Consider the following 15,434-nt stretch of genomic DNA (forward strand, 5'->3'; position numbering starts at 1 on the left):
TGTAGAATTTCAAATCTGGTGTTACGTTAACGTTTCAATGTATTCTAAGCCCCAAGCCTCAACAGCATCCAGCACCGAACGAAATTTTTCGCCCATTTCAGTCAAGCTATACTCTACACGAGGGGGGACTTCTGCATAGACCGTGCGACTAATAATGCGATCCTCCTCCAATTGTCTAAGGTGCCTTGTTAACATGGTTTGAGTAATACCTGGAATCAGTCGCTGTAATTCATTGAAGCGTTTCGTTCCTGTACTGAGTTGGTAGATAATCACCAATCCCCACTTACCAGTCAAGACTTTTTGTGTTGTTGCAAAAGGGCAAATACCATATTCACTAACTTTTTTCAAAAAAATTCTCCTTTATTTATCACAATAGTATCACTTTTGATACTAACGAATGCAAAAGTACCTACTTGCATAATGGAATGCTTCAGCTATAATTGTACTATATCAAAAAAATTGGAGGACATCAAATGTCAACAAACTTGGAAATTTTTAATGCCTATAACAATGCTCTCATCGCTGGTGATTTTGCAGCTCTTTTTGAAACAATGGCTAATGACATTATCTGGCATCAACCCGGAAATCATTCAACATCTGGTGCTAAAATTGGTAAGGAAGTACTCGGAGCACATCTAGCAACTTTCGCCGAAAAAACAAATGGAACTTTCAAAGTAGTGACAAACTGGGTATCCGATAATGATACTCTTGTTGCCGCTAACGTAACATTCCTCGGTACTCGAACAGATGGTGAAGAACTAAACATGAATGGCATCGATCTTTTCCGTATGGAAGATGGCAAAATCAAGGAAGTTTGGCTCTTCTCAGCCGACCAAAAAGCCGAAGATACTTTCTGGGGATAAGATAAAAAGCTCAGCACGAGAGTGCTAAGCTTTTATTTTTGATTAAATATACTGACAAGCCTCTCCATCTTTATAGGCCATGTCGATCATGCCACCACCCAGACATTCTTGTCCATCGTAGAAAACAACGGCTTGTCCTGGCGTGATGGCTCGCTGTGGCTCTGCAAAGATAACTTCTGCCTTATCACCTTTCACCTTGACAGTCACTTGACTGTCTGGTTGACGGTAGCGGAACTTAGCTGTGCATTCTAGCGTGAATTCTTCAGGCATATCACGTGTAAAGTGTACTTGACTAGCCTGTAAAGAAGTTGACATCAAGGACTCATGGTAGAATCCTTGTCCGACATAGAGGATATTTTGAGACAGGTTTTTTCCGACAACAAACCAAGGCTCATTATCCCCACCGATTTGTCCTCCGATACCAAGCCCGCCCCGCTGACCAATCGTATAGTACATAAGACCAGTATGCTCTCCCATGTCACGACCGTCAACGGTCATCATCCGACCGGGCTGGGCTGGCAAATACTGCCCTAGAAATTCTTTGAAATTCTTCTCACCAATAAAGCAAATTCCTGTCGAGTCCTTCTTTTTAGCGGTCGCCAAGCCTGCTCGCTCTGCTATTTCCCTAACCTGTGGCTTTTGTAAATGGCCGAGCGGAAACATGGTTTTCTGCAACTGTTCCTGTGATAGCTGGCTGAGGAAATAGGTCTGGTCCTTGCCATTGTCTGCCCCACGTAGCATATGGACAGTGCCGTCCTCGTCGCGTGATACCTGAGCGTAGTGACCTGTCGCCACATAGTCCGCACCCAAGTTCATAGCGTAATCCAAGAAAGCCTTGAACTTGATTTCCTTATTACACATGACATCTGGATTGGGTGTGCGTCCTGCCCGATACTCTGCTAGGAAGTACTCAAATACGCGGTCCCAGTACTCTTTTTCAAAGTTGACAGAGTAGTAAGGAATGCCGATTTGGTCTGCCACTGCAGCCACATCCTTGTAATCTTCTGTTGCTGTACAGAAGCCATTTTCATCCGTGTCGTCCCAGTTTTTCATGAAGATGCCGATCACATCGTAGCCCTGCTCCTTGAGCAAGAGAGCCGTAACCGATGAATCTACACCGCCACTCATACCGACAACAACACGGGTTTTCGAATTGTCGATTGACATAATCTTCTCCCATCTTTTCGTAGAAATAACGATTTGAAGGTCGTATTCCAAAATTTTTTCAAAAAACGATTTGAAGGTCGATTTTGAACAACTTGTATTATACCACACATAAGGGAGAAGAAACAGGAATTTGGTATTGAAAACCCATTCATCTAGGCATATTCCCTAACTAGAAAATTTGGTATAATAAGGATAAGAAAAAAATACGAGGCAAATTATGAGCAACTTAAAATTTCAGTCTGTCTTTGATATTATCGGGCCTGTTATGATTGGTCCATCTTCTAGTCACACAGCTGGGGCGGTCCGCATTGGGAAAATTGTGTCTTCCATCTTTGGTGATGAACCAACCGAGGTCGAATTTCAACTTTACAACTCCTTTGCCAAGACCTATCGTGGTCACGGTACGGATGTAGCCTTAGTTGCAGGTATTCTGGGCATGGATACGGATGACCCCCGCATTCCTAACTCTCTTGATATTGCAAGAGAACGAGGCATTAAGGTTTACTGGCGTGTCAACAAGGACAGCAATACCCCACATCCCAATACCACCAGAATCATCATAAAAAACGATAAAAAATCCATCTCAGCCACAGGCGTTTCCATCGGCGGGGGAAACATTCAAGTAACAGAGCTCAACGGCTTCTCTGTCAATCTCAATATGAATACGCCGACTATTATCATCGTTCATCAGGATGTTCCAGGTATGATTGCCAAGGTGACCGATGTTCTTTCTAAGTATGACATCAATATCGCCCAAATGAACGTGACACGTGAACAAGCTGGCGAAAAAGCCATTATGATTATCGAAGTGGATGCTCGCCAGTGTGAAAATTCTATTGCAGAAATTGAAAAAATTCCCCACTTGCACAATGTTACCTTCTTCAACTAGAAAGAGAAAGACATGTTTTATACTATCGAAGAATTAGTTCAGCAAGCAGACAACTTTTCTGGTAATGTAGCTGAACTCATGATCGCTACTGAAATTGAATTGACCGGTCGTAGTCGCGAAGAAATATTGACAATTATGTCAAGAAACTTGACAGTTATGAAAGCCTCCATCGTGGATGGACTAACTGAAAGCAAATCCGTATCTGGTTTAACAGGAGGCGATGCTGCCAAGTTAGATGCCTATATGAAATCTGGTAAAACCCTGTCAGATTCCGCTGTCCTATCCGCCGCAAGAAATGCAATGGCTGTCAACGAATTGAATGCCAAAATGGGCTTAGTCTGTGCCACTCCCACTGCTGGATCTGCTGGCTGTCTACCAGCTGTGCTAGGAGTTGCTATTGAAAAGCTCAATTTGACAGAAGAACAGCAACTTGACTTCCTATTTACAGCTGGGGCCTTTGGTCTGGTCATTGCCAACAACGCCTCCATCTCAGGTGCAGAAGGAGGCTGTCAGGCAGAAGTCGGATCTGCCTCTGCTATGTCTGCCGCAGCCCTGACACTGGCAGCAGGTGGAACTCCCTACCAAGCCAGCCAAGCCATCTGCTTTGTCATAAAAAATATGCTGGGTCTGATTTGCGATCCCGTCGCTGGTCTGGTAGAAGTCCCTTGTGTCAAACGTAATGCAATGGGAGCAAGCTATGCCATGGTAGCTGCTGATATGGCACTGGCAGGAATTGAATCAAAAATTCCTGTAGATGAGGTTATCAATGCCATGTACCAAGTTGGCTCTACCCTACCAACTGCCTTCCGTGAAACTGCCGAAGGTGGCCTTGCAGCTACACCGACGGGTCGTCGCCTGGCTCAAGAAATTTTTGGGGAGGATTGACAATAATGTAAACCAAAAAGGACCCTAACGGTCCCTTTTCTTATTGTTTGGTGAAAGTGAGTTTATCTAGAGTTGTATCATTGGCATCAATTTCTGTCAAAGTAAGAGTTGGACCATTCAGGGAATATGTATCTGCTTCACCGTCAATATAGGCAAGTTTTTTATCTAAGTCAAAAATCACTTGTTCTATATCCTGGTCCCCATCATTGTCAACTTCTGTCAATGTAGCTTGATTTCCTTTTACAGTCAATGTGTAGGCATCATTGCCAGATGTAGCTGTATAAGTGCCATCTAATTCAGAAGTGTCAACTAACTTTACACCGTAACTTGTTGCTAGTTGACTAGCAGAAGTTGTATTTACTGATGAGGCTGATGATGCATTAGCTTGTGCTATTTCCTGTTGATTGTCATCATCATCTGCAATTCCAACTTGTCGCTCAATTTGATCTCCTAATGCCTCTAGTTTATTTTCATACACCTCTGCAGCGACAAAGCCAATCGTAGTAAGTGCCAAGGCACCAACTGACAATAAGATAATCGATTTCTTACTCATGCCTGTAACCTTCTGTTTGACTGATTCCCAGACACCTGTTTTCTTATTTTCTGCCACTTCAATAATTTCTTGTTGTTGATTGTTATTTTCCATTTTGTCCTCTTTTTAACTTGTTTTCTTCAGCTCTTGCTGATAAGTCTATTATAGAGGATAGTTTTTAACACTTTAGATAAACTTTCTAAACAAATTCTAAACACTTATAAATTAATCATTAAGACGATAGCCTGCTCCCCAGACAGTCTCAATCAAATCGGCTCCCAATTTATCTCGGAGCCGATTGACATGAACAGCAACTGTCGCACTATCTCCAACATAGTCATATCCCCAAATGGTTTCAAACAAGTGATCTTTAGAGAATACTCGGTTAGGGTGTTTTGCTAAATAAACCAGCAATTCAAATTCACGATTGGGCAATTTGATTTCCTGACCATCCAAAGTCACCTTCCAATTATCCAAGAAAATAGTCATATTCCCAACTGTTAATTCATTCTGATCATTATCCTTTTGAAAACGCTGGTAGCGAGCCAAATGAGCCTTTACACGCGCCACCAACTCCATAGGATCAAAAGGTTTGCTGATGTAATCATCCGCTCCCAAGCCTAGTCCTCTCACCACGTCCATGGTTTCTTGCTTGGATGTAACCATCAAAATAGGAAAGTCCACCTTATCCCGTAAATCACGACAAAGATCGTAGCCAGTTTTATTTGGGAGCATGACATCCAGCATTAAAAGAGCATAATCCTCTTTTTTGAGTTGGTCCTCTACAAGACCACCGTCATGTACCAAATCTACTTGGTAGCCCTGCATTTCCAGATAATCTCGCTCCAAATAAGCAATCTCTACATCGTCTTCTGCGATTAAAATCCGTGTCATTTCATATCCTTTCTAGGTAATCTGAAGATAAATCGAAGTCCTGGAGTTGCCTCAACAGACACTCGACCTCCTAAGCGTTCGATAATATTTTTTACAATGGCTAGACCTAGACCATGGCCTTCTACTTGCTGTCTGGTATCGTCTGCCCTGTAAAATTCTTCAAAAATCAAGTCAAATCTATTCTTTTCTACACCATTTCCGTTATCTGTAAAAGTCCAAACAACTTCTTGCTCCTGCATTTGTCCAGTAATACTGATTATCAAGGGCTTTACAGCGGCATATTTTCGTGCATTGTCCACCAGATTATCTAGAATTCTACGAAATTGAATTGGGTCAATCTCAACTGGTAATCCATCCGATACTTCCAAACTAAACCGAATGTCCTCATCTACTAATTCCTCAGTTTTCTCGCTTACATAGGACTGTAAAAAGATAGCCAAATCAAGCTTGACTTTATCAAACGGCATTTTATCTGTTTGTAATTGTGAAAAGGCAAATAATTTTTCCAGTAATTTCTCCATCACCTGAGATTTTTGATAGATAACAGTCAAATACTGATTACGTTTTTCATCCGTATTGGCAATACCATCCAAAATTCCCTTGGCATAACCTTTGATAGAAGTCAAGGGAGTCCGCAAATCATGCGAAATATCTGCGACCATCTGGGTTCGATTTTGTTCATACAGTCGATTTTTCTCACGGGCATCTAACAAAGAAGTCTGCATTTGATTGAACCCTTGGGTCAATTCTTCAAATTCCTTATCACCTTGATAGGTCAGAGGTACTGTATAATCTCCCTGCTGGATACGTTCTACACCGCTGTGCAATTCCTCCAGAGGACGCATGATAACCCCTAGGAGACGGCGAGTAAAGAAGAAGTTAAGCACCACTACGACCACGATACCTATTCCACCAACTAACAAAAGCTGTATCAGGAAGGCTTGAAATTCTTGGCTTTCTTGCTGGTCTTCCAAATCTTCTAACAAGGCATATAAATAATAAACTTGCCCATCCGTGGCGAGTTTACGGCTAATCACAATTTCTCCATCTACATAGGAGGTGTGAGTAGTTGATGATACTGTCACTCCCAATATCTCATCCGCATCATCTTTCAGATTTGAAAAGACAGCCTCACCATTACTTTCTACATAGAGTCGTGCATCATTCGATGCTAACTCATCTGCCAATACTGCAAAATCTGATCCCGAAAACTTTTCCAAACTCTGTTGACTACTTGCTGTCTTCTGGCTAGTGGACTGCCATGTTTCTTGGTTACGATAAATGCTATTAACCACATAAACACTTACCCCCAGCATAGCAACCAAGGAAAAAATAAGCATAATCATATTTAATCGAAAAATTCGTTTTTGTAATTTCATAGTTCTTCTTTTCTAGTCAATTTTTTCACAATTATAAACAAAACAACCCTATCTGTAAAGCTAGACAACTTTCAACAATAGAAAAAAGTCTAGCATCGTGCTCAATGTCATTAAGTTAACTAACCTATCACGTTTTGTGGTGGGTTAGTTTTTATGTTACACTAAAAATAAAAAGGGAAAAGTCATGCTAGATCAGATTAAAGCTCATTTACTTGATAGTATTAACGACATCGTTTCTAGTGCCAATCAGTTTGTGCTTCATCCTGAAAAAGATTTTAGTCGGCAAAGTCAGCTAACTATGAAAACCATGATTCAAGCCATACTGACCATGGGTGGTAATACCTTAGCCAAAGAGCTACTTGATTTAGATTTGCCTGTCTCTCAATCTGCCTTTGTTCAACGACGGTATCAGATTAAACACCAAGCTTTTAAAACACTTTTTAGGGATATTACTTCTAAAATTCCAATCTCTGATAATCTCCCTATCCTGGCTGTTGATGGCAGTGATGTGATTCTACCAAGAAATCGTTTTGATAAAACGACCTCTTTTCAAACTGGACCACACCACACTCCTTACAATCTTATTCATATCAATGCTCTTTACAATCTTGAACAAGAGATATATCATGATTTACGGATCCAAGATAATCGAGAGGTTGATGAACGTGCGGCTTTTATTGACATGATGAAGAACTCTTCTTTCAAACAAGCTCTGGTAATAATGGATAGGGGGTATGAATCCTACAATGTCATGGCTCACTGCCAAGAAAGAAATTGGTCCTATATTATTCGTATTCGTGACGGGAATCATTCTATGAAATCAGGATTTAACCTCCCTGACACCCCTTGTTTTGATGAAAAATTTGACCTAAACATCTGTCGGAAACAGACCAATGAGATGAAGCAACAGTATCAAAATTTTCCTAATCACTATCGCTGTTTACCTAATCACACATCCTTTGACTTTCTACCAAGCTCTAGCCGAAAAAGCGACCCAGTTCAGTTTTACGAACTTCATTTTCGAATGGTGCGTCTCGAAATCAAGCCAGGTTTCTTTGAAACTTTGGTGACAAACACCGATTATTCTCCAGAAAAATTAAAAGATCTCTATGCCTACAGATGGGGCATAGAGACCAGTTTTCGTGACCTAAAATACAGTATCGGTCTGACTCATTTTCATGCAAAAAAGAAGGAAGGGATTCTCCAAGAAATCTACGCTCGCTTTATCAATTTTAATGTTTGTAAATGGCTAACCTCACACGTTGCTATTAAAACATCAAAGTTAAAACAGGCTTATAAAATTTGTTTTTCAGACGCTGTTTATGCCTGTCGAAAATTTCTTAGAAACAAACTCACTTCCTTCCAATTAGAAACCTACATTGCCAAACATTTATCCATCATCCGACCCAATCGAACGTTCCAAAGAAAGATAAAAAGCAAGGCACCTGTAAGCTTCACTTATAGAGTAACATAATAGTTGAAAAATTGGGTTAAAAAACATCCTTTTTGTGCGCCCTAAATACAAAAACTATTCCCGTTTGGTCATCAATTGCTCGGACGGGAATAGTTCCTTTAATTGTTTAAATGCTTAACTTAATGACATTGAGCATCGTGCTAGACCTCTTCTAATTTATCTTAGTACCAACCATTTGCCAACCAGAAAGCCTTGGCTGCAGACCATGAACCATAGCGACTAGCAACATAAGCATCTGCTACACGCTCTTGGTTTTCTGGTGAGTAATCACCATTCAAGTAAGTATTTGTCAACTGGTAACGACCAATGTAGATACCGTTACGGGCATCATAGCTACCGCTTGATTCCTTCATTGCAATCCATTCTTTTGCTGCTGCATCTTCAGCACTCAAGTTTGAAGAATAGGTGCTAGTTGTTGCTGTTGCAGTAGAAGTTGATGATGTTGTTGTTGATTGAGTTTGTTCAACTGAACTCTCTACTGCCTTCACTGTCACATCACCCAATTCGATAACTTGACCGACATGGATAAAATCTAAGTTGGTAATCTTATTCTGCTCTGCTAATTTTTCAACAGTAGTATTGTATGTTTCAGCAATTTCAGACAGGGTATCACCAGACTTTACAGTATAGGTTTCTGCACTGACTACACCCGCAGTCAAAAGGGAGATTCCCGCTACCAAACCAGCAATAGTTGTTTTTAAGTTTTTCTTTAATGTAATGTTCATAATAGTCACATTCCTTTCTGTCATGTGTCTATCATACCCTCTAACTATTACTTAGACTTTGTGAAATTGTTACAAATATTACAGACAAATTGAGATTAGACGATAAAAACGCTATTTCTAGCGTTTTTTACTCATTTTTTCAATATAAATAAGAGTCCAGCTAAAGCTAACATAACTAAAATTGCTAACGTATCTGCTAACTTCCATTCCAAAATCCGATACTTGGTTCTCCCATCGCCGCCCTGATACCCACGCGCCTCCATCGCCGTTGCAAGAGCGTCTGCCCTCTTAAAACTTGATGCGAATAACGGAATCAAAATAGGAATAACTGATTTTACCTTCTGAATAAGATTTCCCTCATTAAAGTCCACTCCACGAGCTCTCTGAGCATTCATAATCCGAGTGGTATCATCCATCAAGGTCGGTACAAAACGCAAGCTCATGGACAACATCAAACCAATTTCATGCACAGGAACTTTAAATTTTTTCAAAGGTGCAAGCCCCGACTCAATACCATCAGCCAAGCTAAGGGGTGTCGTCGTCAATGTCAATAGGGTTGAGAAGAAAATAATCAAAACAAAGCGAACAAAAATAATCGCCGCCTGTTGCAACCCTTCTACAGATAATTTAAAAATCCAAAATTCCCATAGAATGGTCGCTCCAGGTGTAAAGAAAACCTGGAAGAAAGTTGTAAATAGAATAATTCCTATCATCGGTTTCAAACCATTAATAAAAAATGATAAGCGAATACGAGATAAAACAACCATTCCTAAAACAAATGCTATCAACAAGGCATTGGTTACCAGGTTATTAGCCCAAAAAATCATTAAGAGAAATCCAAACATAGCTAAGAGCTTACTTCTCGGATCCAAGCGATGTAGTATAGAATTTCCCGGAATATAGCGACCTAAAATTAATTTATCCATGTGTCACCATCCCCGTAAATTCTTCAATTGTAATAGGAAGACGTTCAAATACAAAGCCTCTTCTCTCCAAATTAGCTGCAAACTTAGTAATCTTAGGCACTCCCAACTGAATACTCTCTAAAAAATCTACCTCTTGAAAAATATCGACTGGTTTACCAGAACGGACCAGCTTTCCCTTTTCCATAATGTAAACAAAATCAGCATAGTTAGCGACATCATCCATCAAATGAGTTACCAAAACGATTGTCATGCCTGATTCATGAAGCTTTTTGAAAATATCCATCAATTCCTGACGACCCGCAGGATCCAATCCAGCCGTTGGTTCATCCAAAACTAAGATACTTGGTTCCATTGCCAGAATCCCAGCAATAGCTACCCGACGCATTTGACCACCAGATAGTTCAAAAGGACTACGCTCAAACAAGCTTTCATCAATTCCAACCAAGGCCAACTTTTCACGCGCAATCGTTTCAGCCTCTTCCTGAGAAACTCCGAAATTTTGTGGACCAAAAGCAACATCTTTCAAAACTGTCTCATCAAACACTTGACTTTCAGGAAATTGGAACACCAGCCCAACTTTCTTCCTGACTTGCTTAATATCCTTATTTTCAGACGTCGCTGTAATCACAACATCATCAATGACTACTCTTCCTTCTGTTGGTACATTTAATCCATTCAAAAGTTGTAAAATCGTTGATTTGCCCGAACCCGTATGCCCAATAAGGGCCGTGTAAGAGCCATCAACAATCTCCAAATCCACACCAAAAAGCGCACGCCCCTCAAAAGGAGTGCCAGCTTGATAGGTATAGCTTACTTCTTGGAGATCAATTCCCATAAAGTTTCCTCTAATTCTTCCTCTGTAAAATAGCGGAGCGGTAAATCGAGTCCAGTTTGGCGCAAAGATGAAGCCAGTTCTGTCGTAAACGGTCTATCCAAGTCTAAATCTACCAAATCTTCTCGCATAAATAATTCATTTGGAGTGCTAATTGATTCAACCTGTCCATTTTTCATCACGATAACTCGATCACTCAATGCAACCTCATCCAAATCATGTGTTATAGAGATAACCGTCATACCATGACGCTCCTTAATTTCACGGACAATCTTAATCAAGTCGAGACGACCTTCTGGATCCAACATAGACGTAGCCTCATCCAAAATAATAATTTTTGGACGTAAGGCAACCACTCCAGCAATCGCCACCCTCTGCTTCTGACCACCAGATAAACGAGCAGGCTCACGTGTTTTGAAATCAGTCATTCCAACCAATTCCAAAGCTTCGTCAACTCGACTACGCATCTCCTCCAAAGGGATTCCCTGATTCTCTAAACCAAATGCAACATCATCTTCAACTGTAGCGCCTACAAATTGGTTATCTGGATTTTGAAAAACCATACCAATCAAGCGTCGCTTATCCCATACATTATCAATGGTTAAGGCATCACCGTCAATATAAATATCACCGGATTCAGCTTCCAACAAACCATCAATCAAACGAACTGTTGTTGATTTACCCGAACCATTATGTCCAATAATAGACAACCATTCTCCCTGTTTCACGTGAAACGAGACATCATTTAGAGTATATTGCTCATCCTCTTGGTTGTATTTATATTTTAAATTTTTTACTTCAATAATATTCATCATTTAAATGTATCTTTAAACAAGAAGGACGCACCCTTGAAATAATCATAACCTGAATATAGGGTGAAGAAAAGTGCAATATAGAGTGTTATTTGCCCCACGACGTTCCAGTGTAAGAGCAGGAAAATCACTGAAAACATCTGTGAAAATGTTTTAATTTTTCCCGGCATAGCCGCAGCTAGAACTGTTCCTCCATTTTCCACCAAGAGTAGACGAAGACCTGTCACTGCCAATTCACGACAAATAATAATTGCAACTACCCAAGCTGGAGCAAAGCCAAGCTCTACAAGCATGATAAATGCTGTCATCACCAAAATCTTATCTGCCATCGGATCCGCAAATTTTCCAAAGTTTGTTACAACCTGCCATTTACGAGCCAAGTAGCCGTCTAGATAATCCGTAATACTAGCTAATGCAAAAATAAGTGCTGCTAAGACATGACTAATTGTTGAATCCCAAACGGTCAGTAACAAGATAAAAATTGGAATTACCAAGATCCTACCTATCGTCAATGCATTGGGAATATTTTCTTTTTTCATATAAAACCTTTATTGTCCAAAATTTATTGTAATTGAGCCTGTATCTGCTGTCAAGGCTGATAGATCTAGCTTTTTACCACCTACAGTTACCTCTACTCCTTTGACAACACCAAGAACAAGTGTAGTAGAAGTCACTCCTTCTTCAATAGTAGTAGTTACTGTCGGATTATCAGGTGTTAGTGTAACACCCCCCTCTAACAAGGTGTCAGAAAGGCTGATCCAACTCGTTGTATTTTTTGCTGTTACAGTTACTTCTACTGGATAATTCACTGTTTTAAGGGTCGCAACAATGTTAGAACCTGATCCTGAAATAGTCACATTTTCTGTAGCGGAACTACTTGAACTCGTTGAATTTGACTGCGCCTGCTCAGTAGAACTCGTCTCTGTACCACTACTTGCTTCAGATACAGATTGCTCAACTATACTATATGATGTTGTAGTAGGCGTAATAGATGCTCTATTTTGAAGCCTGCTATGAACAATATAAGTCACAAAAATAATAATCAAACCCGTCGCGAGTAATAAGTAAATCAACGGAAGATATGAGTTCTTTTTACGTTTACGAACCTTATAGCTTCTTTTCAATTCTGAAGATCGTAGTTCTTCTTCTCCATCTTCATAATATTTCACTAAACTATTGGTCTCGTAAGCATCCAGTAGAACATCTGCATCTAATTCCAAAGCCTCAGCATATGCTTTTAAAATAGAATGAACATCATCTGAGTTTGCAATAAAATCAAAATCATTGTACTCAAGTGCCTGCAAATATTTAGCTTGGATTTTTGTTATCCGTTGCAAGTCAACAAATGTCCAACCCCGTCCTTCTCTGGCTGTTCTAAGTACTTCCCCTATACTCTTTTGTCTCATAATACTCTCTCTCTATCGCTCATCATGTACAGTATACTATTCTAACAAAATTCCAAGGAAATTTCGACGGGTTGCGCCCACTTATTTTGGAAAAATCGTGAAATCTGTCATATCACAGTGATCAATAAAGCGACGACCTGCCTCTCTGATGTCATCTAACTGAAGACTTTGTATCATTTGAGGTATATCAAAAACATTTTCATATTCTGAATACTGAGAAACAAAGTGGCTAGCTGTAAACTCAAGAGAATTTAAGCTACGAATAAAATCTCCATACATCTCGTTTTTCAACAATTGTAAATGATCCTCTGTCACATCTGCATCATCCTCAAATTTCCTAAGTGCTTTCATCAGGATACTAGAAAGCGTAATAGGTTCTTGAGTATCTCCCGAGATAATCAAATAGTGGTATTCAGGTGTAACCTCTAATTGGAACTGGAAAGAAGAATCAATTTTTCCCTGCTCGTATAACTGTTGATAGCGTTTTGAAGTCCAACCAAACAACATGGCAAATAAAAATTGTAAACTAAGCCGATATTTCTGAATAGTCTCCTTATCAACCTCGTCATTTCCCCGTAAACCAACAGCCAATTTTGGGGTAGATACTTCAAATTGCTCTGAGAGATGTTCCTGTATCGGCAACTTTTGGACACCTGCCAATTCAAACGACTGAGCTGGATTATCCATCTGAGCTACTTGATAACTTGAAATTTGTTTCCAAACTGCCTCTAAATCAAAATTACCAATAACGAATAAATTCATGTTACTTGGATGATAAAACACATCAAAATTCTCATGTAAATCATCCGCAGTAATTGCAGCAATTGATTCAACTGTCCCTGCTATATCATAGGCCAAAGGACTTTCTGGATAAAGTGATGATAGAATTCCCGTAAACAAGCGATAATCTGCATCATCTTGATACATCTCGATTTCTTGTTCAATAATCCCCTGTTCTCTTTTTACATTGTCTTCTGTAAAATACGGTTCTCGAACAAAAGATTGTAAAAGTGATAGAGACTCCAACACTTTCTGAGTCGTTGAAAATAAGTAACTAGTCTGTCTAAAACTGGTATAAGCATTTGCGCTTGCTCCCAATTTAGCAAACTCATTCATAATATCCTCTTCATTCTCAGTTTCAAACAGCTTATGTTCTAAAAAATGTGCAATCCCTGCAGGATAAACAACACTATTACCATTAGCCAATGTAAATCGAGTATGAATACCCCCAAAATTTGTCGTTAGAATTCCATATGTCTCATGGAAATCGACTTTAGGAAGTAAAATAACTGTCAACCCATTGTCAACTTTCCCATAAAAGACAGATTCTTTCATGTAAGGATACTTCTTCTCAACTAACTTCATTCTTCTGTCCCCTCCATAAAGTAAACAGCCTGTAAATTAATCATCTGTCCTACTCGAATGACATCGTCTATTGATACCGATTTGATAGCCTCAATCCAATCTAACCAACTTAAATTTCTATTTCCTAAGGTAACTTGATTATATACTTGTTCTATCAAATTATTCTGCCTATCTTGAGCCAAGGTTGCTGAATGAATCAACATGTTTTTTGTCAACTCTAATTCTTCTTCTGTAAACTTACCACATTTTAAATCAAGTAGTTGTTTACTAATTAACTTCATTACCCTGAGTCTATTTTCACGGCTAATTCCAGCATAGACCTTCAGCATTCCTGAAAAAATAGAGACCTGACTTCCAATTGTATAGGCCAAACTTTCTTTCTCACGAACATTCATAAATAATTTCGAATGGGAGAAAGCACCTAGTAGACCATTAAATACCATCAAAGCTGGATAGTTTACATCGTTGTAAACCACTTGTAAATGATATGCCAATTCTAAAATGGACTGCCTTGCCTGTTTACGCTCGATTTTTTCTTGCGTGATGTTTGAGTATTCCTGATGATATTCTAACTCTAATTTTGGTTTTCTATAAGTAAAACCAAAATCTTCAAGTTTTCTTTTGACTTGTTCTCTGTCAACCTTCCCTAAGACAAATATATCAATTTTATCCATACGCAACATATTCCGATAAATCTGAAAGGTTGATTCTGCTGTTTCTTTTTCAACCAAATCAAGCCTACCGACGCGTGGAATTTGAAGAGAGGGATCTTTATAAAAAAGCTTACTCATTTCAACATCTGCATGATAAAAATTATCTTCTATCTCTGACTGAAGAAAATTGATTAAATTCGTTTTTTCCACCTCGAAAATCTGGCTATCAAATCCTCGTCCCTTTTTCAGTGGTCTAAATATACATGTGTATAAAAAATCAAGAATCTCTACTGTAATATCCTCATTTTCTGGCAAGTGACGAGGACTGACATATGAAATTGTCACATCTATACAGTGCACCCTACCACGTTTCGAAACTGAGGTCGAGAACTGAGCACCATACAATTCTGCCAATCTTCTCCGAACAGCCTGAGCAGTCTGAAATTCTTGGTTACCCATTTCAAAAATATTTGCAACTAACACACGACCAGCAACTGTAGCCTCACTCATTTCAGCTGCAAAGCGAATACGTATACGATTTGTCGTAAACTGATCTGTATCAATAAAATGAAGATCTACTCCCTCTTGTAATTTCATCGTCTTCCTCTTTCAAACATTGTACCTTCCATTAT

17 protein-coding genes are annotated in these 15,434 nt (G+C 39.4%); 4 read left to right on the forward strand and 13 right to left on the reverse strand.

The window, feature by feature from the left end; genetic code table 11:
• Window positions 1-21: 21 nt before the first annotated feature.
• Window positions 22-348, reverse strand: a complete 327-nt coding sequence (locus CWM22_13270; GenBank protein AUC92788.1) for a transcriptional regulator — start codon at window positions 346-348, stop codon at window positions 22-24.
• A gap of 125 nt (window positions 349-473) precedes the next feature.
• On the opposite strand from CWM22_13270, the gene CWM22_13275 reads away from it, so the two are divergent.
• The gene (locus CWM22_13275) at window positions 474-863 is read left to right on the forward strand and encodes a nuclear transport factor 2 family protein (protein AUC92789.1); all 390 of its coding nucleotides are present in this window, start codon (window positions 474-476) and stop codon (window positions 861-863) included.
• A 42-nt stretch (window positions 864-905) separates the two neighbouring features.
• Here CWM22_13275 and CWM22_13280 read toward each other — a convergent pair whose 3' ends face one another.
• Window positions 906-2,030: a tRNA(5-methylaminomethyl-2-thiouridine)-methyltransferase gene (locus tag CWM22_13280; protein AUC92790.1), complete on the reverse strand. Its 1,125-nt coding sequence runs from the start codon at window positions 2,028-2,030 to the stop codon at window positions 906-908.
• A 217-nt stretch (window positions 2,031-2,247) separates the two neighbouring features.
• Between CWM22_13280 and sdaAB the strand changes: the two genes are divergently transcribed.
• Together sdaAB and sdaAA are read left to right on the forward strand one after the other, a co-directional pair.
• Window positions 2,248-2,919: an L-serine ammonia-lyase, iron-sulfur-dependent, subunit beta gene (gene sdaAB, locus CWM22_13285; GenBank protein AUC92791.1), complete on the forward strand. Its 672-nt coding sequence runs from the start codon at window positions 2,248-2,250 to the stop codon at window positions 2,917-2,919.
• Between the two features lie 12 nt (window positions 2,920-2,931).
• Window positions 2,932-3,804, forward strand: a complete 873-nt coding sequence (sdaAA, locus tag CWM22_13290) for an L-serine ammonia-lyase, iron-sulfur-dependent, subunit alpha (protein AUC92792.1) — start codon at window positions 2,932-2,934, stop codon at window positions 3,802-3,804.
• A gap of 40 nt (window positions 3,805-3,844) precedes the next feature.
• On the opposite strand, the gene CWM22_13295 is transcribed toward sdaAA, so the two are convergent.
• From CWM22_13295 to CWM22_13305, 3 genes are all read right to left on the reverse strand, one after another.
• Window positions 3,845-4,450 (reverse strand): hypothetical protein, encoded by a 606-nt coding sequence (locus CWM22_13295; protein AUC92793.1) that lies wholly within the window; start codon window positions 4,448-4,450, stop codon window positions 3,845-3,847.
• 111 nt (window positions 4,451-4,561) lie between these two features.
• A complete protein-coding gene (locus tag CWM22_13300) occupies window positions 4,562-5,230 on the reverse strand; it encodes a DNA-binding response regulator (GenBank protein AUC92794.1) in 669 nt (222 codons plus the stop codon).
• Window positions 5,227-6,609, reverse strand: coding sequence for a sensor histidine kinase (locus CWM22_13305; protein AUC92795.1), 1,383 nt, complete (start codon window positions 6,607-6,609; stop codon window positions 5,227-5,229). The genes CWM22_13300 and CWM22_13305 overlap by 4 nt, the downstream gene beginning before the upstream one ends.
• 184 nt (window positions 6,610-6,793) lie before the next feature.
• Here CWM22_13305 and CWM22_13310 point away from each other — a divergent pair, with 184 nt between their 5' ends.
• Entirely contained in the window at window positions 6,794-8,083 is a 1,290-nt protein-coding gene (locus CWM22_13310; protein ID AUC92796.1) for an IS4 family transposase, read from the forward strand.
• A 161-nt stretch (window positions 8,084-8,244) separates the two neighbouring features.
• On the opposite strand, the gene CWM22_13315 is transcribed toward CWM22_13310, so the two are convergent.
• From CWM22_13315 to CWM22_13350, 8 genes are all read right to left on the reverse strand, one after another.
• Window positions 8,245-8,808, reverse strand: a complete 564-nt coding sequence (locus CWM22_13315; GenBank protein ID AUC92914.1) for a LysM domain-containing protein — start codon at window positions 8,806-8,808, stop codon at window positions 8,245-8,247.
• A gap of 131 nt (window positions 8,809-8,939) precedes the next feature.
• Window positions 8,940-9,734, reverse strand: coding sequence for an energy-coupling factor transporter transmembrane protein EcfT (locus CWM22_13320; GenBank protein ID AUC92797.1), 795 nt, complete (start codon window positions 9,732-9,734; stop codon window positions 8,940-8,942).
• Window positions 9,727-10,569 (reverse strand): energy-coupling factor transporter ATPase, encoded by an 843-nt coding sequence (locus CWM22_13325; protein AUC92798.1) that lies wholly within the window; start codon window positions 10,567-10,569, stop codon window positions 9,727-9,729. The genes CWM22_13320 and CWM22_13325 overlap by 8 nt, the downstream gene beginning before the upstream one ends.
• Window positions 10,545-11,381 carry an energy-coupling factor transporter ATPase gene (locus CWM22_13330; GenBank protein AUC92799.1) on the reverse strand — a complete coding sequence of 279 codons (837 nt, stop codon included), beginning with the start codon at window positions 11,379-11,381 and terminating at the stop codon, window positions 10,545-10,547. Before CWM22_13330 ends, CWM22_13325 begins: the two co-directional genes overlap by 25 nt.
• Complete coding sequence (gene pgsA, locus CWM22_13335; protein ID AUC92800.1) at window positions 11,378-11,917, reverse strand: CDP-diacylglycerol--glycerol-3-phosphate 3-phosphatidyltransferase; 540 nt, start codon at window positions 11,915-11,917, stop codon at window positions 11,378-11,380. The genes CWM22_13330 and pgsA overlap by 4 nt, the downstream gene beginning before the upstream one ends.
• A 9-nt stretch (window positions 11,918-11,926) precedes the next feature.
• A complete protein-coding gene (locus CWM22_13340; protein AUC92801.1) occupies window positions 11,927-12,784 on the reverse strand; it encodes a helix-turn-helix domain-containing protein in 858 nt (285 codons plus the stop codon).
• Between the two features lie 81 nt (window positions 12,785-12,865).
• A complete protein-coding gene (locus CWM22_13345) occupies window positions 12,866-14,149 on the reverse strand; it encodes an insulinase family protein (GenBank protein AUC92802.1) in 1,284 nt (427 codons plus the stop codon).
• Window positions 14,146-15,399 carry an insulinase family protein gene (locus tag CWM22_13350; protein ID AUC92803.1) on the reverse strand — a complete coding sequence of 418 codons (1,254 nt, stop codon included), beginning with the start codon at window positions 15,397-15,399 and terminating at the stop codon, window positions 14,146-14,148. The genes CWM22_13345 and CWM22_13350 overlap by 4 nt, the downstream gene beginning before the upstream one ends.
• Window positions 15,400-15,434 lie beyond the last annotated feature (35 nt).

It is taken from the genome of Streptococcus suis (assembly GCA_002831545.1).
Taxonomy (GTDB): domain Bacteria; phylum Bacillota; class Bacilli; order Lactobacillales; family Streptococcaceae; genus Streptococcus; species Streptococcus suis_P.

Coding starts and splice junctions, on each gene's coding strand:
- CWM22_13320 (AUC92797.1), bottom strand. CDS start 9,734: ATGGATAAATTAATTTTAGGTCGCTATATTCCGGGAAATTCTATACTA.
- CWM22_13345 (AUC92802.1), bottom strand. CDS start 14,149: ATGAAGTTAGTTGAGAAGAAGTATCCTTACATGAAAGAATCTGTCTTT.
- CWM22_13340 (AUC92801.1), bottom strand. CDS start 12,784: ATGAGACAAAAGAGTATAGGGGAAGTACTTAGAACAGCCAGAGAAGGA.
- sdaAA (AUC92792.1), top strand. CDS start 2,932: ATGTTTTATACTATCGAAGAATTAGTTCAGCAAGCAGACAACTTTTCT.
- CWM22_13350 (AUC92803.1), bottom strand. CDS start 15,399: ATGAAATTACAAGAGGGAGTAGATCTTCATTTTATTGATACAGATCAG.
- CWM22_13315 (AUC92914.1), bottom strand. CDS start 8,808: ATGAACATTACATTAAAGAAAAACTTAAAAACAACTATTGCTGGTTTG.
- CWM22_13300 (AUC92794.1), bottom strand. CDS start 5,230: ATGACACGGATTTTAATCGCAGAAGACGATGTAGAGATTGCTTATTTG.
- CWM22_13305 (AUC92795.1), bottom strand. CDS start 6,609: ATGAAATTACAAAAACGAATTTTTCGATTAAATATGATTATGCTTATT.
- CWM22_13280 (AUC92790.1), bottom strand. CDS start 2,030: ATGTCAATCGACAATTCGAAAACCCGTGTTGTTGTCGGTATGAGTGGC.
- CWM22_13295 (AUC92793.1), bottom strand. CDS start 4,450: ATGGAAAATAACAATCAACAACAAGAAATTATTGAAGTGGCAGAAAAT.
- CWM22_13310 (AUC92796.1), top strand. CDS start 6,794: ATGCTAGATCAGATTAAAGCTCATTTACTTGATAGTATTAACGACATC.
- pgsA (AUC92800.1), bottom strand. CDS start 11,917: ATGAAAAAAGAAAATATTCCCAATGCATTGACGATAGGTAGGATCTTG.
- CWM22_13275 (AUC92789.1), top strand. CDS start 474: ATGTCAACAAACTTGGAAATTTTTAATGCCTATAACAATGCTCTCATC.
- CWM22_13330 (AUC92799.1), bottom strand. CDS start 11,381: ATGATGAATATTATTGAAGTAAAAAATTTAAAATATAAATACAACCAA.
- CWM22_13325 (AUC92798.1), bottom strand. CDS start 10,569: ATGGGAATTGATCTCCAAGAAGTAAGCTATACCTATCAAGCTGGCACT.
- sdaAB (AUC92791.1), top strand. CDS start 2,248: ATGAGCAACTTAAAATTTCAGTCTGTCTTTGATATTATCGGGCCTGTT.